The sequence below is a fragment of the Massilia cellulosiltytica genome, from assembly GCF_047325105.1.
Taxonomy (GTDB): Bacteria; Pseudomonadota; Gammaproteobacteria; order Burkholderiales; family Burkholderiaceae_D; genus Telluria; species Telluria orientalis.
Map to the genome: position 1 here is coordinate 3,787,484 of NZ_CP168562.1, position 20,363 is coordinate 3,807,846.

Here is a 20,363-nt window from a genome sequence, read left to right on the forward strand (position 1 = left end):
GTCACGCGTAGCGCCGCACGAGGAATTCGGCCACGCACACGGGCTTCGTGCCGCCCTCGCGCTCGACCGTGACGTCGAGTGTGAGCTGGCTCGATCCATGGTCATCCTCCAATGCCGCCAGCACGATCGCCGCGCGCACGCGGCTGCCGGCCGGCACCGGCGCGGGAAACCGCACCTTGTTCAAGCCATAGTTGACGACGAGCTTCGCGTCGACCATGACGAGGACGTCGGCCAGCATCGACGGCAGCAACGACAGGGTGAGGAAGCCGTGCGCCACGGTCCCGCCGAACGGCGATTCGCGCGCCGCGCGTTCGGGATCGATGTGGATCCACTGGTGGTCGTCGGTGGCGTCGGCGAACGTCGCGATGCGGTCCTGGCCGATCTCGAACCAGCGCGACCGGCCCAGCTCCGTGCCGACGAGGCCCCGGAGCGCGTCCAGCCCCGTCACTTCGTGCAGGGCGCTAGCCATGGCGCGCCTCCCCGCCGGGCCGGCGCCCGAACATGCCCATGCCCTCGACCGTGCACACGGTCTCGCCATGCTGGTTGAGCGCGACCCACGTCGACCAGACGATGCCGCGGTCGGGCTTCGACGTGGACGCCTTCACCCGCGTGGTCCGGTAGTGCACGTTCAACGTGTCCCCCGCGCGCACGGGCGCGAGCCAGCGCACGCCGTCCAGGCCGGGCGAGCCCATGCTGGCCGACCGGTTCATCAGCCCGTCGACGACCATGCGCATCATCATGCTGCACGTGTGCCAGCCGCTGGCGATCACGCCGCCGAAGATCGACGCCTCGGCCGCGCCGCGATCGAGATGGAACGGCTGCGGATCGAACGCCCGCGCGAACGCGACGATCTCGTCTTCCGTGACGGTGCGCGTGCCCAGGTCGATGTCCTGGCCGGGTTCGAAATCCTCGAAATACCAGTACGCTTTCATGCCGCCTCCTCGTCATCGTAAAAGCCCGGCTGCGCGATGAAGCGGGCCAGGTGATGGTCGCAATCGCCCAGTGTCAGTTCGATCGTCGACAGGCGCTTGAAATAATGCGACGCCGGCAACTCGTCCGTCACGCCCATCCCGCCGTGCAACTGGATCGCCTGCTGGCCCACGAAGCGGGCGGCCTGGCCCACGCGGTACTTGGCGGCCGCGACCGCGCGGCGGCGCTCGGCGACACCGTCCGTGCGCGCATCTTCGGCCTGGTGCCCGGCGGCCTGCTGCTCGGCGGCCTGGTGCTCGGCGGCCCGCTGCTCGGCGGCCAGGCGCACGGCGGCCAGCAGCGCCATCGAACGGGCCTGCTCCAGATGCACGTACATGTCGGCCATGCGGTGCTGCAAGGCCTGGAACTTACCGATCGGCACGCCGAACTGCTGGCGCGTCTTGAGGTAGTCGAGCGTCGCGCCGAACAGCGCGTCCATCGCACCCAACGCTTCCGCGCACAGCAGGCCGGCGCCATGGTCGGCTGCCGCTTCCAGGATGGTCCAGCCTTCGTCCACGGCGCCGATCACGGCATCGGCACCGACCGTCACGTCGCGCAGCAGCACGTCGGCCGCACGCTGGCCGTCCAGCATGCGCACGTCACGCATGACCACGCCCGCCGCGTCCGCCGGCACCGCGAACAGCGTGATGCCGTCCTCGTCGCGCTGCGCACCGGCCGTCCTGGCCGACACGATCAGCACGCCGGCCTGCGCGCCATGCAGCACGACCTTCTTTTCGCCGTTCAGGCGCCAGCCTGCACCGTCCCGGGTGGCACGCATGGCGATATCGCGCAAGTCGTGACGCGACTGGCGCTCGCCCAGCGCACAAGCCAGTTTCAGGTCGCCCGCCGCCACGCGTTCGAGCAGCGCTTCATGCGCACGCCCGCGACGGAGGAATTCGGCGCCGAACATCGTTGCGAAATACGGTTCGACAACGAGGCCGCGGCCGAGTTCCTGCATCACGACGAACATGTCGACGGCATCGCCATCGAAGCCCCCCTGCGCTTCCGGCAGCGGCAGCGCCGTCAGGCCGAGCTCGGCGAGCGTGGCCCAGGCGGCCTCCGACACGCCGGCCGGCGACCCGACGATGGCGCGGCGCGCCTCGAACGTGTAGTCGCGCGCGATCCAGCGCTTGAGCGCATCCGCCAGTTGCAGCTGCTCTTCCTTGAAGTTGAAGTCCATGTCTTTCCTCACAGGCCCAGGATCATCTGGGAGATGATGTTGCGTTGGATCTCGTTCGAGCCGCCGTAGATCGACGTCTTGCGGAAATTGAAGTAATGCGGCAGCAGCGGCGCGGCGAAGTCGTCGTCGATGGCGCTGTGCGCCTGCTCGCCTTCCAGGTAGGCCGGGTCGAACGGCAGCGCCAGCGGGCCGGCCGCCTCGACCATCAATTCCGACAGCCGCTGCTGGATCTCGGTGCCGCGCACCTTCAGCACGGACGCTTCCGGTCCCGGCGCCTTGTCGGCTTGCGCCAGCACGCGCAGCACCGTCATCTCGAGGGCCATCAGCTCGATCTCGAGGTCCGCCACTTTCGCCGCGAACAGCGGATCGCGCAGCAGCGGCGCGCCGTTCTTCTGCTCGCGCCGGGCGAGCGCCTTGAGCCGGGCCAGCTCGCGCTTGGACCGGCCCACGGCCGCGATCCCCGTGCGCTCGTGGCCCAGCAGGTATTTTGCATACGTCCAGCCGCGGTTTTCCTGGCCGACGAGGTTCGCCACCGGCACGCGCACGTTGTCGAAGAAGACTTCGTTCACCTCGTGGTCCTCGTCGAGCATGATGATGGGGCGCACGGTGACGCCCGGCGCATGCATGTCGATCAGCAGGAACGAGATGCCCTCCTGCTTGCGCACGGCCGGGTCGGTGCGCACGAGGCAGAAGATCATGTCGGCGTGCTGGGCCAGCGTCGTCCACGTCTTCTGGCCGTTGACGATGTAGTGATCCCCGTCGCGCACCGCCGTCGTCTTCAGCGACGCGAGGTCGGACCCGGCACCCGGCTCGGAATAGCCCTGGCACCACCAGTCCTCGCACGCGAGGATGCGCGGCAGGTAGTACGCTTTCTGTTCCTCGCTGCCGAAGGCCATGATGACGGGCGCGACCATGTTCACGCCGAACGGCAGCACGGGCGGCGTACCGGCGCGGGCGCATTCTTCCTCGAAGATGTGGCGCTGCACGGGCGTCCATCCGGGGCCGCCGTACTCGCGCGGCCAGCCGGGCGCGGCCCAGCCCTGGCGCGCGAGGATGCGGTGCCAGCGCACGTAGTCGTCCTTGTGCAGGCGCAGGTGGTCGGCCACCTTGTGGCGCAGGTCGGCCGGCAGCTCGGCCTCGAGGAAGGCACGCACCTGGTCGCGGAAGGCCAGGTCGTCGCCGGTATAGGTCAGGTCCATGTTGTCTCCTTTGTTATGCCGGCCAAAAAAGCACGACCGTTCAAAAGATTGTACCCGAAATCATCCGGCGAGAAACGCGGCGTACAAATGCAAACGCCCCCGCGCGGGCGGGGGCGTTCGTGCTGCCGCGTGCCGTGTCGATCAGCGCTTGCGGCGACGGACGATGCCCATCGCGCCCAGCATGCCCGCCATCATCAGGGCGATCGACGACGGTTCCGGCACGGCCGCCGCGGGCGCGGCCGGCAGGCCCACGCCGACATCGTCACTGATGCCGCCAATGCCGCCGCCGATGCCGCCACCGTTGCCGGTGTTGCCGCCGGCATGGCCGTTCTGAGCCGGGATCGGCAGTTCGACGATGGCGCCGCCTTCCTGGCCGCCGGCCGCCGGCGTGATCACCGTCGCACCGTTCCCGTTGTTGTAATTGCCGGACGGGGCGCCGTCGACGCCGTTGCCCGCATTCGTCGAGCCGCCGCCCTTGGTGGAACCACCGCCGGCCACCGCCGTGCCCCCGCCGGACCCGCCGCCGCCATTCGACGCGCTGCCGCCGCCGGACGCGCCGCCCCCGATCGCGCCGTTGCCGAAGCCGCCGCCGAAGCCGCCGCCGTTGCCCACCGTCACGCTGCCCGATTGGCCCACCGTGACGACCTTGCCGTCGCTGGTGGACACCACCGCCATGCCGTTACCCAGCATCGCCGCCAACCTGGCGTTGCTCGTGCTCAGCAGATAGGTGCCTTCGATGCCCTGCGAATACGTCAGTTTGACCGGCGCACCGCTCTGGCCGACGTTGGCGCTGGCCTTCTGGTACAGCGTTTCGGCCAGGTTGCCGCTGCCGTAGGCGGCGCCGCCGACCAGGCTCGTGCCGTTCGCCAGCACGCCCGAACTGACCACGTCCGCGCCGTTCCCGCCGGTCCATCCGGACAGGAAGCCAGATTGGTTCCCCGAGACCACTGCTGCCTGGGCTCCGCATGCGCTCCCGACCAGCAGAGCCGCCGCGATGAGGTAACGAGTTGTCATATTGCACTCCTTGCTCAGTTCATAAAGTTATTGTTAAATTAACTGCTGAGTGACTGTAGCACACCTATAAAAAATACAATTTTCAATTGAGCGGCATAAAAAAAGGCGAGACTCCCAGGGGAGCCTCGCCTTCAGCCATCCGGTAAGGATGAATGCTTGACTAGTGGTTATTTCACATTTGGCAACCAATCAATTGCCGGGTTGTTTCAACATCGACATGTAAGGCATCGCGCGCGACGCCATGCGGGTGTCGGCCTTCAACATGCCGGCCTCGTCGGCCAGGATGTGGGCAGCCTCCTGCAGATACACGTCCTTGGCGTTCTTGGCGGCCTTCTCGGCGGCCAGTTCCGCTGTCAGGCTGCGCTCGTCGCCCTGCAGGCCGTCGTCCGCGCTCGCCGCGCCCTTCAGCACGACATTCGTCTTCTTCGGGCTGGTCGGCGTCGGCACCTTGCCGCGCTGCTCCTTGCTGCCCGGACCGGACACCGGCTCATCCGGATTGTCCTTGCCGGCGAGGCGCGATTCGCGCAGCCGGGCCTTCGCTTCCTGGTTCTCGCGCTCCTTGCGGCGCACGGTCTCGTTCAGCGAAATGAGATTGTCCTTGCGGACCTTCAGCGCCTCGGCGATGTCCTGCTCGATGTCCAGGAAGTCGCGGTCCTTCGCGACGCGGGAATCGTGCTTCTTCTGCAGCGGGTTGAACAGCTCCTTCAGGTCGCCCGACGGCATGTACGTCGCCGGCTTGATCTGTACCCACGGCAGCGCGTTGTCGTAGGACGATTCGCCGAAGTTGTCGTCGTCCGACGTGACCGGGAACCTGATGTCCGGGGTGACGCCGCGCAGCTGCGTGGTGCCGCCGTTGATGCGGAAGAACTGGGCGATCGTCATCTTGAGCTCGCCGTACTTCATCTTGTCGTTCTGCGAGAAGCGGTCGAGGTTGATCAGAGTCTGCACGGTGCCCTTGCCGAAGCTCGGCTCGCCGATGATGATGCCGCGGCCGTAATCCTGGATCGCGGCGGCGAAGATTTCCGATGCCGATGCCGAACCACGATTGATCAGCACGCCCATCGGGCCGTCCCACGCCAGGCCGGCGTCCGTGTCGCTCTCGACTTCGACACGGCCTTCGGCGCTGCGCTGCTGCACGACCGGGCCCTTGTCGATGAACAGGCCCGTCAGCTCGACGGCCTCGATCAGCGAACCGCCGCCGTTGTTGCGCAGGTCGATCAGGACGTTGTCGACCTTCTCTTTCTTCAGTTCGCCGAGGATGCGCTTCACGTCGCGCGTCGCGCTCTTGAAGTCCTTGTCGCCCTTGCGGCGCGCCTCGAAGTCCTGGTAGAAGGTCGGCAGCTGGATCACGCCGATGCGGCGCTTCACGCCGTTGTCCGTGACCTCGATGACCTTCTTCTTGGCCGACTGCTCTTCCATGCTGATCTTCTGGCGCACGAGGGAGATCGTCGTGTGCTTGCCGTCCTGGCCGGCGTCGGCCGGCAGCACGTCCAGGCGGACCGTCGAGTTGCGCTCGCCGCGCACGAGCTGCACGACGTCGTCGATGCGCCAGCCCATGACGTCCGTGACCGGGCCGTTGCCCTGCGCGACGCCGACGATACGGTCGCCCACCTTCAGCTTGCCGGATTTGTCGGCCGGGCCGCCCGGGACGATCTCGCGGATCACGGTGTAGTCTTCGCGCGACTGCAGCACGGCGCCGATGCCGTCCAGCGACAGGCGCATGGCGATGTCGAAGTTCTCGGCCGAGCGCGGGCCCAGGTAGTTGGTGTGCGGCTCGATGGCCATCGCGTACGCGTTCATGAACATCTGGAACACGTCTTCGTTGTTCAGCTTCTTGAGGCGGTTCTGGTAGCCCTCGTAACGCTTGTCCAGCGTCTCGCGGATCGCCTTCTCGTCCTTGCCGGCGAGCTTCAGGCGCAGCCAGTCGTTCTTGACGCGCTTGCGCCACAGGTCCTTCGCCTCGTCCTCGTTCTTCGCCCACGGCGCCTTCTCGCGGTCGATCTGCAGCGATTCGTCCGTGGTGAAATCGAACTTGCCCTTCAACAGCTCACGCGCATACGTCATGCGGTCGAAGAAGCGCTGCTGGTAGACGTTGTAGATCTGGAAAGGGACCGTCAGGTCTTCGTTGTTGATCGCATCGTCCAGCTTGGTGCGCACGGGCGCGAAGCTGTCGATGTCGGCCTGGGTGAAGTAGAGTTTTTCGCTGTCGAGCGCCTTGAAGTAAGCGTCGAAGATCTTCGCGGACATCGCGTCGTCCAGCGGCGTCGCCTTGTAGTGGTAGCGCGCGAGCACGCGCGAGGCCCACAGGGCGGCCTGGGTCTGGGCGGGGGCCGGCTTGATCTGGACGATGGGGGCCGTGTCGGTCTTGACCGCGGCAACCTTCTCGGGCTGCGCCGTGACCACGTGGGCCGACATGGCAAACGCCAGCGCGACCGTCAACAACTGCTTCTTCATTCTTGGTTCTCCGGACGGGAATATTCATGCGACTGCCAGGCGGGAGGGCCGGCAGTCGCGCCGACGCAGCGGCGGATGCAACCCATTCTACAGGATAGCGCGGCGGCGCAGAGCCGGCTTGTACGCGTCTTCAGCCGAGCTTAAGTCTTCATGGCGCCCTCGGGCCTACCCTTTTACAAATCGAAACAAACTGGTTTGAAACCAACAGTAAGCCAGGCCGCCCGCCGCGATGATCAACAGATAAGGCCAGCTGCGCGCGCTCAATTTCCAGTCGACGGGCGATGGCCAGAACGACAGGAACTGCGGTGCCAGCAGCAGGGTCAGCGCCAGGTCGGCCGGACCGAAGTGCCACGGGGCGCGGGTGCGCCACCAGGCCACGGTCACCGGCACGAACAGCACGAGGAAAGGCGCCAGCGCCGCGGGCGCGGCGTTGTACCAGCGCAGGTTGGCGAACGAGACGGAGCCGAGCTCCCACACGCGCCCGTTGCGGCGCGGGATGATGGTAAAACCGACGGGTTCGGCGCCCAGCAGCAGCCCGACCGAGAAATGCGCGAGCTCGTGGCAGAACGTGCCGACGGCGCTGAACAGGAAGAAGACGGGGTGCGCCCGCGTCACCATCCAGATCAGGAACGCGAGCGCGAGCGACGGCACGAGATACAGCAGCATCTCGCCCAGGCCGCAGGCCCAGGCGGGCAAATGGGAGGCGCAGCCCGCAAGCCAGGACATGGCCGCGGCGCGTCAGCCCAGGTAGAAACAGCGGGCGCAGGCCTGGCGGTAGCTCTCGTTGCCGCCGATGCTGACCTGCTCGCCTTCGCGGATGCGGCGTCCTTCCGGATCGACCCGGATGTTCATCGTCGCCTTCTTGCCGCACGTACAGATGTTCTTGATTTCCTCGATATCGTCGGCCAGCGCCAGCAGGTGCGCGGAGCCGGGGAACGGGTCGCCGCGGAAATCGCTGCGCAGGCCGTAGCAGATGACGGGCACGCCGCGCACCTGCGCCAGCTGGTGCAACTGCACGACCTGCTCCTTCGTCAGGAACTGGGCTTCGTCGACGAGCACGCAGGACACGACCGGCGCCTTGTCGAGGAAATTCGTGGTCGTGTCGAACACGTCGGTCTGGCGCTGCGGACCCAGGCGCGAGGTGATCTGGCCGACGCCGTAGCGGTCGTCGATGGCGGCCGTGTACAACTGGACCTTCTGGCCCTGCTCTTCATAGTTGTGCGCCACCTGCAGCAACGACGTCGACTTGCCCGCGTTCATTGCCGAATACCTGAAATAGAGTTTTGCCACTGCCCTGTCCTGCCCTGGAATTGCCGTTGTACGATCCGAGGATTATAACAATCCCGCCGGCAATCGGACATGGCGCAGCGGGCCGCCGTCACTCGCCCGGATGGTATTTGCGCTCGAGCTGTTTTTCGATATCTTCCTTGTAATACAGCACGTCCTTGAATTCGCCGCGGCTGTACATCGCGGCCTGGTCCGCGAAATGGGGCGAGGCCGGATCCCCGCTCTCGCCGCCGGCCAGGATGCTCTTCGCACGCACGCGTGGGCCGAACTCGACGGCGGCGACGAAACTGTTGCCGCGGTCGCCATAGATGCGCTTCGTCGTCTGCTTCGCCGTCATGCCGAACGACGCGAGCGAGCCCCAGTTGGCGGACGTGAAGCCGACGGGCAGGCTCGGCTTGTCGTCGTCGTACTGCTGGCCGACGGCGCCGGACAGGCGCTGGAAGCGGTTGATCTCGCCCCACGGCGTCTTCCAGCTGCCGAAGTCCGCCTGCAGTTTGTCGCTCGCGCGCGCCAGCGCATCCAGCCGTTCGCGCGAGGTCAGCCGCGTCTGCACAAAATCGATGACGGGAACATGCTGCGCCTTCGCGCGGCTCGATGCCTGCGCGACCATGTCCTGGCCCCAGTACACGGCAAGCGACGTCGGCACCGACGCCGTCGAGAAGCGCAGGTCCCAGCCGCGCAGCAGCGCCACCTGGTCGGCCAGGCGAGCCTTCAGCGGATCGTCGTCCGGCAGCGCCTCCCAATCCTTCACCACGGCCGGGACGAGCGGTTCGAACGCCGTCAGGTAGCTGTCGTAGGCCTTCGCGATGAGGCCGTCGAGCGTGACGTCGCGCGCATCGTGCAGCACGCGCTCCGCGTGGACGCCGCGCGGATTCTGCGGCAGCGACCACATATAGGCCGGATACGTCGCGCAATCCGGGCTGCTCGCGCCGAAGCCCGTGCACGGCCAGTTGTTCGTGTTGGAGATATAGCCGCTCGCCGGGTTGAACACCGTGATCGTCTCGCCGACGTCGTGCAGGCCCTTCCACTCGGTGGCCGCGTCGCTGCCGTCGACGGGCTTCGTCCAGTCGAAGCGCGGGTCGCGGCGCGGGATGAAATTGCCGTGGAAGTAGGCGATATTGCCGTCGGCATCCGCGTACACCGTGTTGTTCGACGAATTCGTGCGCAGGTCCATCACCTTGCGGAACGCCGCGTAGTCGCGCGCCTTCGTGCGGCCGTACGACTGCATCAGCGCGTGCATCGGGTCGTCCATCATGCGCACCGCGACCCACTTGCCGTCCTGCGCGCGGATCACGGGACCGTGGTGCGTGAAGTACGCCGTGACGGTGCGCGTGGCCATGCCGTGCGCGGTTCGATAAGGCAGCACAATCGTCTTCGCGCGCACCGTGCGTTCGCCGGCGCCGTACTTGTAGACGAACCCGCTGGCGCGCCGCGCCACCGTTTCCAGGTACTCGTCGATGACGTCGCCGCCGCCGGACGTGTGCATCCAGCCGATGCGGTCGTTGAAGCCCTGGTAGATGAAGAACTGGCCCCATGTGACGGCACCGTACGCGTTCAGGCCCTCCCCGCTCACCATGTGGATCTCGGGCCGGAAGTAGAACGACGTGTGCGGATTGATCAGCAGCAGCGCGTGGCCGCCGGCCGCCAGGCGCGGCGCGATGGCGAAGCCGTTGGAACCGCGCGGCTCCGGATCGAAGCCCTTGTCGGCCAGCGCCATGGCGGGCGCCGGTGCCGTCCCGTAGAACGCCTGCAAGGCCTTCAGGTCGATGGTCTCGATGTCGCCGCCGATGCTGCCCTCGCTGAACGCGAGCGCCATCCACGGCTCGAAACGCGTGATCAGCCTGGGCTTGACCTGCGGATGCGTGGCGAGATACCAGTTCAGGCCATCCGCGTACGCATCCATCAGCTTCTTGAGCCAGGCCGGGCTCTCCGCATACTTTGCCTTCAGCTCGGCCGGGTCGATGTACAGCTTCATGCGCAAATCGCGCCAGATTTCCTTCTCGCCCTCGACCTCGGCCAGCCGCCCCAGCGCGTTGATGTAATTGAGCTCGACGCGGTTGAAATCGTCCTCGGCCTGCGCGTACAGCGTGCCGAACACGGCGTCCGCATCGGTCTTGCCGAAGACGTGCGGGATGCCCCATTTGTCGCGCAGGATCGTCACGCGCCGTGCCTGGGCCTGCAGGCGCGCGCGCTCGGAAGACGTCGAGGCGGCATGCGGCTGCGCGGCGGCATGCGCGGCCACGGGCTGGACGAGCGCGAACAGCGCGGCGCAGGCGATGGCGACCGGGGTCGCGCGGGACAGCGTCATGAGGGCGCCTCGATCAGGCGCCGCCGAGCGCGGCGAGCTTCTGGCGCAGCACTTCGTTTTCCGTCATCAGGGTGGCGACGCGGTCCTTCAATTCGCCGACCTGGGCCCGCAAGGCCTTCACCTGGTCTTCCGGCGAGTCGGGCACGGTCTCCTTCTTCGGCTTGGCGCCCGTCTTCTGTTCGCGCACCTGGCGCGCGGCCTGCTGCAGCTCCTTGCGTCCACCGGCGACGGCCGCGACCTGCGCTTCCGGCGGCAGCGACGCGACGCTGGCGGCGGCGCTGACGGAAATCGTCCCGCTGCGCACGGCGTCGACCAGTTCCGGCGCCGCCGTCTTGCGGATGCGCTCGATCTGGCTGAGCGTGTTGGCCGACACGCGCGCGGCCTTGGCCACGTCTTCGCGCGTGCTCCACGGCGGGTCGACCGGATCGTCGGCAGGCTCGGGCGCCGGCTGGTCCGGCGGCGCCTCGGCGGCGCGCTGGGCGGCGCGCGCGGCGACGATTTCCTTCTTGCGCAGCGCGAGCATGCCGCGCTGGAAGTCGGACACGCTGCGGCGCGCGAGGTTATTGTCGATCACCCACAGCATGACGTCTTCGAGCGAGTCGAACTTGTCGTTGTTGACCGTACGAAACTCAATGCCGTGCTTCGTGCAGATGTCGTAGCGGTTATGCCCGTCGATCAGGACGTCGCGCCACAGCACGAGCGCGTCGCGGCAGCCGTCGGCCAGCAGGCTGCGTTCGAGCGCGGCGTATTCGACGGGCGTGAGGGGGTCGATGAAAGAGCGGAGTTCCTCGTTGATCGTGATATTCAAAATATGTCCTTGCATGTTTCCTGCCGCGGCGATGGCGGCCGCGGGCGTATCGCCCCGCATGCTACACCATGCGCCGCCGGCCGGCACGCGTCATGCATGTTGAATGGCAACATCGGCCGGATCGGCGCACAATGATGTGGACTCAGCCTTCAGGGAGCGAACGATGAATCGACGCCATGACCGCATCTCCGCCATGTTCATCGAGGCCGTGCTGGACGCCAGCCGGCACCATGGCACCGCCCGCGCCGCCCGCCTCCTGCAAGAGGACGGCGTGGCGTTCGACGTCGCGCTGCGCGTACTGACGCGCCCTGGAGGAAGGCGGCTGGGACCCCGTCCTCCGCATGTGCTGGTGGCGGCAGCGGCGGCCGTCGTGCGGCCGTTCGGTGCGGCGCATCCTCACCGTCGAGACGGTTTACAGACCAACGGTTGAGGTTTGCACCATGCTCAATAACGATCGGTTGATATTGGCCGCGCTCTGGTCAGGCAGATTCAGGCCCAGACGATGATTGCGGAACGCCTCGCATTGTGCGGAACGATCGCAGTCGGAATAAGAAGTGACGGCCAGCTGCCACATGCGCAGAGGCACCTGGTGCCCGGAGCCGGGATCGAACCGGCACGCCATCGCTGGCACGGGATTTTAAGTCCCGGGTGTCTACCAGTTTCACCATCCGGGCAGCGCGCCGAATTCTAGCACAGCCAGACCCGATCAGGGTCGAAATTGCAATATTGACCGCGATGGCGCGGGTGTCATTCCGGCCTGGAGGTCAGGTCGGCGTGCCCCGGGTCATCCCGGTGACGACCCGGCGCAGCCGCATGAGCCGCGTGCGCGACACCCCGAGCCGGAACGTCAGGGCCAGCACCGCCGCGCGCGGCCGGCCGGAGTGGCGGAACGCCAGCCACAGGCAGGACGCGGCGCGCCGGTCGTCGAGGACGAACAATCCATAGGCCGCCCACCACATCTTGTCGGCCCACAGCGCGCGCTGTTGCGGCGTCAGGCGGTCCGAGCGCAACCATTTCTGGCGAATCAGGAAATTCGAGTGGTGATACCAGGCGCTCGGCTGGGCAAACACGGTACGCACCATGGACGTGGCCACGATACGGTAATTCGCCACGACCTCGGGCTGGAAAGCGAAGGCATAACGGTCCGCCAGCCGCAGCCACATGTCGTAGTCTTCGTAGTTCAGGCGTTCGTCGTAGCCGCCGACGGCCTCCAGTGCATCGCGCCGGATCAGCGTCGCCATGGCGGGGATGAAATTACCGTCGGCCAGCCTGCTGAAGATCCGTCCCTGCGGCGGGTCGGTGACGCCATGCGCCTCGATGAAAGGTTTGGGGAGCAATGCCCCCGCCTCATCCATCTGCCCGGCATCGGCATAGATGACGGCCGTGTCGGCGTCGAGCGATTGCGCCAGCGCCACCTGCGATGCCAGCTTGTGCGGCAGCCAGGTGTCGTCGGTGGCGGTCATGCTGACATACGTACCTTGCGCCAGCGCCAGCGCTTCGTTCAGCGAGGCGCAGATACCACGGTTGACCTCGTGGCGGATGAAACGGGCCGCCGGATAATGCTCGGCCAACCAATTCGCGATGACCTGCGGCGAATGATCGCGCGAGCAGTCGTCGATCACGATCAGTTCGAAGTCCTGGAACGTCTGGGCGCGAATGCTCTCCAGGCAGTCCAGCACGAAACGCTCGTGGTTATAGCAGAGGGCGATGACGGTGACGGTAGGGGTGTGCATGGATGGCCAATGCTCTAAATATAAGAACGCTTGCCAGATAGTAGCTCAGCTGTAGGAAAATTCCTACCCGCTAACTGCCTGACGTTGCGTACTTACATCGTTCGCCGTCCACGAGCCGTGCATCCGCGACCCGGTTCCGTCCGCCCCGCTTGGCCGCATACAGCGCCGCATCCGCCCGCTGCAACAGGTTCGCCAGCGACTCCCCATCAGCGAGACTGCCCACCCCCACGCTGACCGTGTAGCGCACGGCCGCGCCCCCTGCTCCGGCCACGGCGGCCCGTTCGAGCGTGCGCCGCAATTCGTCGGCAAGACACACGGCCGCGTCCGCATCCGAATCGGGCAGCAGGACGGCGAATTCCTCCCCGCCCAGGCGGGCGCACCCGTCGCCGCGCAGCACGGCGGCCGTCCGTGCGACGAGGTCGGCCAGCACGCGGTCGCCGACGGCGTGGCCGTGAGTGTCGTTGATGGACTTGAAGTGGTCGACGTCGAAGATCAGCACCGACAGCGTCCTGCCCGCGCGCACGGCATCCGCGTGAGCGCGCTCGGCGCGGCCAAAGAAGGCGCGGCGCGACCAGGCGCCCGTCAGGTGGTCGTGTTCCGCCGCATACCGGGCCTGGCCGATCAGGCCGGCGTTCGCCATCATCACGGCGCCCAGGGTCAGGCCTGGCAGCGCCAGCGTGCCGAGGGCAAAGCAGACGAGGTTGACGGGCGACGCGTCGAACAGCGTGACCTGGGCGTCATGGTGGGACGCGTACATCAGCGCGCGCACCGCGTGGGCCGCCGCCAGGGTCAGCGCGGCGCCGAACGCGAACCGGATCGGATAACGGGCCCGGCCGGGCTGCGCCCAGGGCCGCAGTCCCCAGGCCATGGCGACGCACACGATGCCGTGAAACAGGGACGACAGCGCGACGCGCACCGCCATCGCATCCACGACGTAGTGGAATACGCCCAGCGCCGCGGTCGACGCAGCCACCAGCACGGCCAGCGCACCGTACGGCGCCGGACGGCCGAGGTGGCGCTGGAAGCCGGCATGCATCAGCGCCGGCGCGCACAGGAACAGCAGATTCGCAATGTCGATCGACAGCACGTCCGCGATCCGGCCGCGGCCGGCGAACAGCAGCAGCGCCACGATGGCCAGGACGTTCGCGACCGTCCACTCGCGCATGCCGGGCACCCCGCTGCGTGCCAGCGAGCGCAGGACCATCAGCATGATCGCCGACAGTGCGATGGTGACAAGTAAAAGGAGTAAGGCGCTCAAATCGAAACGGGCTGGATGGGCTGGACGTGCAACACTGTCGAGACTGGCACAAGTCCCGGGAAAGGCGCGCGAAATTGCGCGGTGGAAATAAACATAAGTTTAGCAAATTTGAGTGACGTGATATTGCCTAGAAGGAATTGTTCACGCTTTTTTGGCAAAATCGTCGAAAAAATGCCGACCACGATGATGCAGAAACAACAGGGCAGCCGGCCGGCCGCGACGCGCATCCAGTCCGTCGACGTCTTCCGGGTCCTGGCGATCGCCGCCGTCATCGCGCTGCACACCGCGCCGCGGGCAGGCCTCGACGCGGTCGGACTGCGCTTCGACGCCCGCACGGTATGCGACCAGCTGGAACGTTTCGCCGTGCCGCTGTTCTTCATGTTGTCCGGCTATTTCTGGGCCGGCCGCTGCCGGGACCGTGCCGCATGCCGGACGGGCGGCGTCGCGCTCGCCCGGCGCGTCCTCGTGCTGTTCGTCGCCTGGTCCGCGATTTATTTCCTCATCACGGTCGCGGCGGTGGGCTGGGCGGCCGCCACGCGCCCCCTGCCCGGCCTGCCCACCCTGCTGCTGCAAGGCACCAAGGCCCATCTGTGGTTCCTGCCAGCACTTGCACTGGCAGCACTCGTCACCGGCGCCCTGCTCGCGCGCGGGCGGGAGCGCACCCTGCTCGTGCTGGCGCTGGCGCTGTACGCGGCCGGCCTCGCCGGCAAGGCATACGCCGATACTCCCATCGGCTTCCACACGCACGTCAACATGCGCAACGGGCCGTGCTTCAGCCTGATCATGTTCGTCACCGGCGTCCGTCTGCAGCGCCTGGGCCCGCGGCCCGCATGGCGCCGGCTCGGTCCCGCGCTGGCGCTGGGCGGACTGGCCCTCCAGTTGGCCGAGGTCGCCTGGCTGCACACACTTTGGGGTACGAACATGGCACAGGATTTCGTGCTCGGCACCTATTTCTATGGATTGGGCATGACGATGCTGGCCCTGTCCGATCCGCCGCCGCTGCGCTGTCCCCGCCTCGCCGGGCTCGGTCCGCTGGTACTGGGGATTTATGCGTCGCACTTCCTGTTCGTCGACCTGCTTGCCGGCCCGGATGCGCCGCTGCGCGTCATCCCCGGCTGGGATATCATCGTCGTCGCCCTCGTCTTCGCGCTGTCGCTGGCGCTGACGGGCTTGTTGTGGCGGTTCGCGCCCACGCGCCGCCTCGTCGCATGAATCCGGCGCCACCACGTACGGACTGGCCGGCACGGCGCGCTAACGGACGGCCATCGTCGCCCATCTGCGCTACCATCGTCCCATGTGTGGACGATTTGACCAAAGCCAGACCGCGCGCCATTACGCCAACCTGATCGGCTGGACCGATGCCGTGTTCGACAGCGAGTCGAGACCGACGACGAATGCAGCGCCCGGCACCTACCGTCCTGTCATGCACGTGCAGGACGGCGAGCAGCGCGTGGACGACGTGTTCTGGAGTTACCGCGCGAAATGGGCTGAAGGCAAGGTGCCCATCGTCATCAACGCCCGGCTGGAAAAGCTGGCCAACCGCTACTGGTCGCGGCTCGTCAAGAACGGGCGCGGCATCGTGCCCGCCGAGGGCTGGTACGAGTGGACGGGAGAAAAAGGCCACAAGCAGCCCTGGCACATCCACCGCAAGGACCACGCCCCGCTGTTCATGCTGGCCGTCGCCAATTTCGGCCCGTTCGAGGAGAACCGCGCCGAGGCGGGCTTCGTCATCGTCACGGACGACGCCTCCGGCGGCATGCTGGACATCCACGACCGCCGCCCCGTCGTGCTGGAGGCGGAAGACGCGAAACTCTGGCTCGATCCGGGCCTGTCGCCCCAGCAGGCCATCGAACTGGCGCGCCATGCGGCCGTGCCGGCGGATGCCTTCGAATGGTACAAGGTCAGCACGGCCGTCAACCGGGCCGGCGCCGACGGGCCCGAGATCGTCCGGCCGCTGGACGACTAGCTTATCCTACAGTCATTCATTGCCTCGGCAGCTTCGCAACGAAAGCTGAGAACCGCTATTGCAAACGCCGTTATGAGCTAGGTCGTATCGAATGTCGCAACCAAGCGCGGCGATCGATGGTCATACGAGACCGCAAGACATGACGAAAGGGTTGCGCAATGGGTGACTACCTGAGGATCCAAGAAATGTTGAAGGAAGGCGAAGCCTATGCCGGCCTGATACTCGGCAAGAACGGCGAGTCCGACTACCACCTGGTGCTGCTGCCGGACGAAGCGTCCGACGTCAGCTGGCCTGCCGCGCGCGAATGGGCTGCCGCGCAGCAAGGCGAGCTGCCGACACGGCGCGAACTCGCCCTGCTGTTCGCCAACCTGCGTGAAGGCTTCGACCGCGTCTGGTACTGGTCGAACGAGTCCCACGACACACGGCCGCAACTGGTCTGGGGGCAGAATTTTGCCAGCGGCATCCAGACCGTGTACGGCCGTCCGTTCCGCGGGCATGCCCGTGCGATCCGGCGCATCGACGCCGGATGACGGCCACGGCAGGCGGTGCGCCGCCTGCCGCAGCGCTGCTGCTATTACTTCGTCGTCCTCGCCTCGGTGAAGACGTTGGAGCGGCCAATGGGCTGATCCATGTTGGCCAGGAACCAGGCCGTCGTCGCCATGACGGCGGCGTGGCGGCGCAGGTTTTCCGGGTTCACCTTATCGAAGGTATCGGCGGGGGTATGGTGATAATTGAAGTAATCGGAAGAATCGATCCACGGTTCGAATGTCGGCACGCCCGAATCTTCCAGGTCGTGCAGGTCGCCGGCACCGACGACGTCGTCGCGGCGGAATGCGCCCGCGCCCATCGGATACAGGGCAGCCTGCAGCGGCGCCAGCAGCTTCGCGCCGGCCACGCCGATGCCCGCGTGCAGGCCGAACGGACGGCCCGAGCCGCCGTCGTCCTCGTACGCCGCGACATGCTTCTCGGCGAGCTTCTTGTTGACGGCGTCATACGTGTGCCCGCCGCGGCCGCCGTTCTCCTCGTTCATCCAGGCGACGACGCGGATCGTGCGGCGCGGCCGGTAATCCAGCTTGCGCAGCGTGTTGATCACTTCCATCGCGCTGACGACCCCGGACGCATCGTCGTTGGCGCCGGTGGCGAGGTCCCACGAATCCAGGTGGCCCGACACGATCACGATCTCGTCGGCCTTGTCCCTGCCCGGCCAGTCGGCGATCACGTTGTAGCTGTCGGCGTCCGGCAGGATCTGCGGCGTCAGGGTCAGGTGCATCGTGACGGGGCCGCGCTTCGACAGGCGCGCGATCAGCAGCGAGTCTTCGATCGTGACCGCCGCCGCCGGGATGCGCGCATCGTCGTTGAGGAGCGTGGCGCCGGTGTGCGGGATGCGGTAAGCGGCACCGCCGACGGCGCGCACGAGGGCCGCCGCGGCGCCCATCTCGGCCGCCATGCGCGGGCCGGCCCCGCGGAACGCGACGGCCTGGCCATACGCGGTGCCTGCCAGGCCGCGGTCCGCCATGTTCTGGTCGAACGGCACGTCGAACAGGACGATGCGGCCCTTCACTTCGGCCGCGCGCGCCTTCAGTTCCTCGAACGTGCGCACGACGATCACCGGCGCCGTGATGCCGGCGGCCGGCGTCGCGCCCGATCCGCCCAGCGCGGTCAGCACGATTTTTTGCGTCACGCCCGCCGGACGGCCCTGGTAGTCCACGAGCGCCGCCTTCTCTTCGCCGCGCACCCAGTGCGGCACCTTGATCGGCTGCAGCGTGACCTTGGCGCCCAGCTTGCGCAGCTCGTCGGCGACCTGCGTCACGGCGGCGGCGGCGCCGGGCGAACCCGACAGGCGCGGGCCGACCAGGTCCGTCAGGTCTTCCAGCCGCTGGTACGCGTAATCGCTTTGCAAGGCCGTATCGCGCACCTTGGCGAGCGCGGCCGGGTCATTACCGGGAGTGGCGGCGTTCGCGGTACTGCCCAGCAGGCAGGCGGCGAGCAGGCTCAAGGCGGGGAGACGGAGGCGATTCATGCTTGCAATCCTTTGGTCGGGGAAAAACCAAAACGATAACGCATCCGCTTGTTTTTGGGGAAATATATTGGCGTACTCAATCACCCGCGGCCCGGCACCAGGCGCACGAGCGTGATCTCGGACGGCGCGCCGAAGCGTTTCGGCGGCCCCCAATACCCGGTGCCGCGGCTCGTGTACACCCACAGGGAGCGCACGCGGTTCAGGCCGGCGACGAATGGTTGCTGCAGCGGCACGAACAAATTCCACGGGAAGAACTGGCCGCCATGGGTATGGCCGGACAATTGCAGGTCGAAGCCGGCGTCGGCCGCGGCCGGCGCCGTACGCGGCTGGTGAGCCAGCAGGATGCGCACGGCGACGTCGTCCCGCGCGCCCGCGGCGGCGAGGTGCGGGTCGCTCTTGTGGGCGGGATTGAAATGCTGCGCCGTGTAATCCGTGACGCCGGCAATCATGAGCTTGGCCCCGCCGCGGCGCCGGATCACGTGCTCGTTCAGCAACACGCGCAGGCCCAGGCGGCGCACTTCCGCGATCCATTGCTCGGCACCGGAATAATATTCATGGTTGCCGGTGACGAAGAACGTGCCGTCCGGCGCGGACAGGCGCGCCAACGGTTCCGTGTGCATGGCCAGGCGCTGCACGCTGCCGTCGACGAGGTCGCCCGTGATGGCGATGGCATCCGGCCTGAGCGCGTTGACCTTCGTGACGATGGCGTTCAGGTATGGCCGGCGGATGGTCGGGCCCACGTGGATGTCGGAAATCTGCGCGATCGAATATCCGTGCAGGTCTTCCGGCAGGCCGTCGATCGGCACCTCGACCTTGACGACGCGCGCCACGCGGCGGGCGTTGACGAACCCGATGCACGTGATGGCCAGTGCGAGCAGCGGCACCGCGACGGCACTGTCGTGGGTGAAGCCGGGCCCGCCGGCGCCGCCCAGCGCGAGGGCCACCAGCAAGAGGTCGCGCAGCAGGGTCAGCACGAACAGCGAGGAAAACAGGCCCATCGCGAGCAGCCCGGTCCACGTGAGCGGTTCGGTCCAGCGCGTGCGGCGCAGGCTCGGCGCGACGAGGCCGATACGTACGAGCGCGGCCGACACGGCGAGCAGCACCGCCCCCGCCAGCATGCCGATGACACCGGCGTCCAGCGCAGGCAACAGCCGCAGGCCGATGTAGGCGTGCAACAGCAGGAGGATGGCAAGGATGGAAACGAAAGAACGCCGGCGCGCCATGGTAGGTTCGTACAGTCGGTGACGCTTCCAAGATGGGGCGGCATGCGCCGACTGCAAGGCCTGCCTGTAACCGATGTTACCGGGGCGGAAGCAGATGTAATATTCTGTATTAACGCGTGGCAGCATACACGGATGTATCTATGATGATTGCATGCCTGGCGTAGTCGTGATCATCCCGATCCCCGTTGAGGCGCAAGGAACTAACCATGTTGAAGAAAAAATGCATTGGTGCCATGCTCCTGGCCGCAGCTGCCGTGTCCACCTCGGCAATGGCTGGCGATCGGGGTGTGAACACGGTCGTGGGCGCACTGGCCGGCGCCGCCATCGGCGGCAGCGTGGGCGGCCGCGACGGCGCGCTCGTCGGGGGTGCCATCGGCGCCGCGGTCGGCAATTCGGTCCGCACCAACGACGACTATTATTACCGCAACCGCGGCTACGCCTACTCGGGTGGCTATTCGAACGGCTATTCCGGCGGCTATTCCGGCGGCTATTACCAGGCGGCACCGGCCTACGTCGAGTCGCGTCCGGTGTATGTGGAATCGCCCCGCTATTACTACAACTCGCGCCCGGACGTCGTCGTCGTCGAACGGGGCCGCGGCTACGACCACGACCGCGGCGGCCATCGCGGCTGGGACCGCGACCGCGGCGGCTACGACCACGACCGCGGCGGCTGGGACCGCGGCCATGACCGTGGCTGGCACCGCTGATCGCAGCACCAGCCAACCTTGAGAACCGCGCCTCGTGCGCGGTTTTTTATTGGCTGTGTTCGCGCTATTTGTGTGAACTGAAATTCGTTGCAGAGGTCAGACGCATCGTCGCGTTAACTCATGAGGAGTGACGATGCGCGGCCTGACGTTCGACGAATGGTTCGCCATATTGCTGGCGGTGCAGTTGTCGCCAGACGACCTGGCTTGGCTACGAGAATGGATCTTCGGAAGCGCGGA

At 66.9% G+C, this 20,363-nt stretch carries 19 protein-coding genes and 1 tRNA gene; 5 read left to right on the top strand and 15 right to left on the bottom strand.

The features are described 5' to 3' along the window. Position 1: 1 nt before the first annotated feature. The 10 genes from ACEN9H_RS16510 to ACEN9H_RS16555 form a co-directional block, all read right to left on the bottom strand. Complete coding sequence (locus ACEN9H_RS16510) at positions 2-469, bottom strand: MaoC family dehydratase (protein ID WP_413671278.1); 468 nt, start codon at positions 467-469, stop codon at positions 2-4. Beyond that, positions 462-932 (bottom strand): MaoC family dehydratase, encoded by a 471-nt coding sequence (locus tag ACEN9H_RS16515; protein ID WP_413671279.1) that lies wholly within the window; start codon positions 930-932, stop codon positions 462-464. Before ACEN9H_RS16515 ends, ACEN9H_RS16510 begins: the two co-directional genes overlap by 8 nt. Beyond that, positions 929-2,149, bottom strand: coding sequence for an acyl-CoA dehydrogenase family protein (locus ACEN9H_RS16520; protein WP_413671280.1), 1,221 nt, complete (start codon positions 2,147-2,149; stop codon positions 929-931). The genes ACEN9H_RS16515 and ACEN9H_RS16520 overlap by 4 nt, the downstream gene beginning before the upstream one ends. Before the next feature lie 8 nt (positions 2,150-2,157). Continuing rightward, complete coding sequence (locus ACEN9H_RS16525) at positions 2,158-3,348, bottom strand: acyl-CoA dehydrogenase family protein (RefSeq protein WP_413671281.1); 1,191 nt, start codon at positions 3,346-3,348, stop codon at positions 2,158-2,160. 141 nt (positions 3,349-3,489) lie between these two features. Then, positions 3,490-4,362 (bottom strand): PEP-CTERM sorting domain-containing protein, encoded by an 873-nt coding sequence (locus tag ACEN9H_RS16530; protein ID WP_413671282.1) that lies wholly within the window; start codon positions 4,360-4,362, stop codon positions 3,490-3,492. A 189-nt stretch (positions 4,363-4,551) separates the two neighbouring features. Beyond that, entirely contained in the window at positions 4,552-6,816 is a 2,265-nt protein-coding gene (locus tag ACEN9H_RS16535) for a carboxy terminal-processing peptidase (protein ID WP_413671283.1), read from the bottom strand. Between the two features lie 165 nt (positions 6,817-6,981). Then, entirely contained in the window at positions 6,982-7,542 is a 561-nt protein-coding gene (locus tag ACEN9H_RS16540) for a hypothetical protein (RefSeq protein WP_413671284.1), read from the bottom strand. A gap of 12 nt (positions 7,543-7,554) precedes the next feature. Further along, on the bottom strand, positions 7,555-8,106 hold the full coding sequence (locus tag ACEN9H_RS16545; RefSeq protein WP_056131610.1) for a thymidine kinase: 552 nt from the start codon (positions 8,104-8,106) through the stop codon (positions 7,555-7,557). A gap of 88 nt (positions 8,107-8,194) precedes the next feature. Continuing rightward, on the bottom strand, positions 8,195-10,411 hold the full coding sequence (locus ACEN9H_RS16550) for a penicillin acylase family protein (RefSeq protein ID WP_413671285.1): 2,217 nt from the start codon (positions 10,409-10,411) through the stop codon (positions 8,195-8,197). A 13-nt stretch (positions 10,412-10,424) separates the two neighbouring features. Beyond that, positions 10,425-11,219, bottom strand: a complete 795-nt coding sequence (locus tag ACEN9H_RS16555; protein WP_371769714.1) for a hypothetical protein — start codon at positions 11,217-11,219, stop codon at positions 10,425-10,427. A gap of 163 nt (positions 11,220-11,382) precedes the next feature. Here ACEN9H_RS16555 and ACEN9H_RS16560 point away from each other — a divergent pair, with 163 nt between their 5' ends. Next, positions 11,383-11,649 carry a hypothetical protein gene (locus tag ACEN9H_RS16560; protein WP_413671286.1) on the top strand — a complete coding sequence of 89 codons (267 nt, stop codon included), beginning with the start codon at positions 11,383-11,385 and terminating at the stop codon, positions 11,647-11,649. A gap of 157 nt (positions 11,650-11,806) precedes the next feature. Here the strand turns inward: ACEN9H_RS16560 and ACEN9H_RS16565 are convergent. From ACEN9H_RS16565 to ACEN9H_RS16575, 3 genes are all read right to left on the bottom strand, one after another. After that, positions 11,807-11,893: transfer RNA gene (locus ACEN9H_RS16565), tRNA-Leu, on the bottom strand. Between the two features lie 90 nt (positions 11,894-11,983). Next, the gene (locus tag ACEN9H_RS16570) at positions 11,984-12,952 is read right to left on the bottom strand and encodes a glycosyltransferase family 2 protein (RefSeq protein ID WP_413671287.1); all 969 of its coding nucleotides are present in this window, start codon (positions 12,950-12,952) and stop codon (positions 11,984-11,986) included. 70 nt (positions 12,953-13,022) lie between these two features. Then, positions 13,023-14,162, bottom strand: coding sequence for a diguanylate cyclase (locus tag ACEN9H_RS16575; protein WP_413671288.1), 1,140 nt, complete (start codon positions 14,160-14,162; stop codon positions 13,023-13,025). Between the two features lie 231 nt (positions 14,163-14,393). Here ACEN9H_RS16575 and ACEN9H_RS16580 point away from each other — a divergent pair, with 231 nt between their 5' ends. The 3 genes from ACEN9H_RS16580 (at position 14,394) to ACEN9H_RS16590 (ending at position 16,706) form a co-directional block, all read left to right on the top strand. Next, a complete protein-coding gene (locus ACEN9H_RS16580; RefSeq protein WP_413671289.1) occupies positions 14,394-15,422 on the top strand; it encodes an acyltransferase in 1,029 nt (342 codons plus the stop codon). Positions 15,423-15,504: 82 nt separating this feature from the next. Then, positions 15,505-16,176: an SOS response-associated peptidase gene (locus tag ACEN9H_RS16585; RefSeq protein ID WP_056131587.1), complete on the top strand. Its 672-nt coding sequence runs from the start codon at positions 15,505-15,507 to the stop codon at positions 16,174-16,176. 185 nt (positions 16,177-16,361) lie between these two features. Further along, complete coding sequence (locus ACEN9H_RS16590; protein ID WP_229412127.1) at positions 16,362-16,706, top strand: DUF1566 domain-containing protein; 345 nt, start codon at positions 16,362-16,364, stop codon at positions 16,704-16,706. Between the two features lie 44 nt (positions 16,707-16,750). On the opposite strand, the gene ACEN9H_RS16595 is transcribed toward ACEN9H_RS16590, so the two are convergent. After that, positions 16,751-18,196 (bottom strand): M20/M25/M40 family metallo-hydrolase, encoded by a 1,446-nt coding sequence (locus ACEN9H_RS16595; RefSeq protein WP_413671290.1) that lies wholly within the window; start codon positions 18,194-18,196, stop codon positions 16,751-16,753. Positions 18,197-18,276: 80 nt separating this feature from the next. Continuing rightward, on the bottom strand, positions 18,277-19,419 hold the full coding sequence (locus ACEN9H_RS16600) for a metallophosphoesterase (protein WP_413671291.1): 1,143 nt from the start codon (positions 19,417-19,419) through the stop codon (positions 18,277-18,279). 206 nt (positions 19,420-19,625) lie between these two features. Between ACEN9H_RS16600 and ACEN9H_RS16605 the strand changes: the two genes are divergently transcribed. Beyond that, positions 19,626-20,126 (top strand): glycine zipper domain-containing protein, encoded by a 501-nt coding sequence (locus ACEN9H_RS16605; RefSeq protein ID WP_413671292.1) that lies wholly within the window; start codon positions 19,626-19,628, stop codon positions 20,124-20,126. Positions 20,127-20,363: the final 237 nt, after the last annotated feature.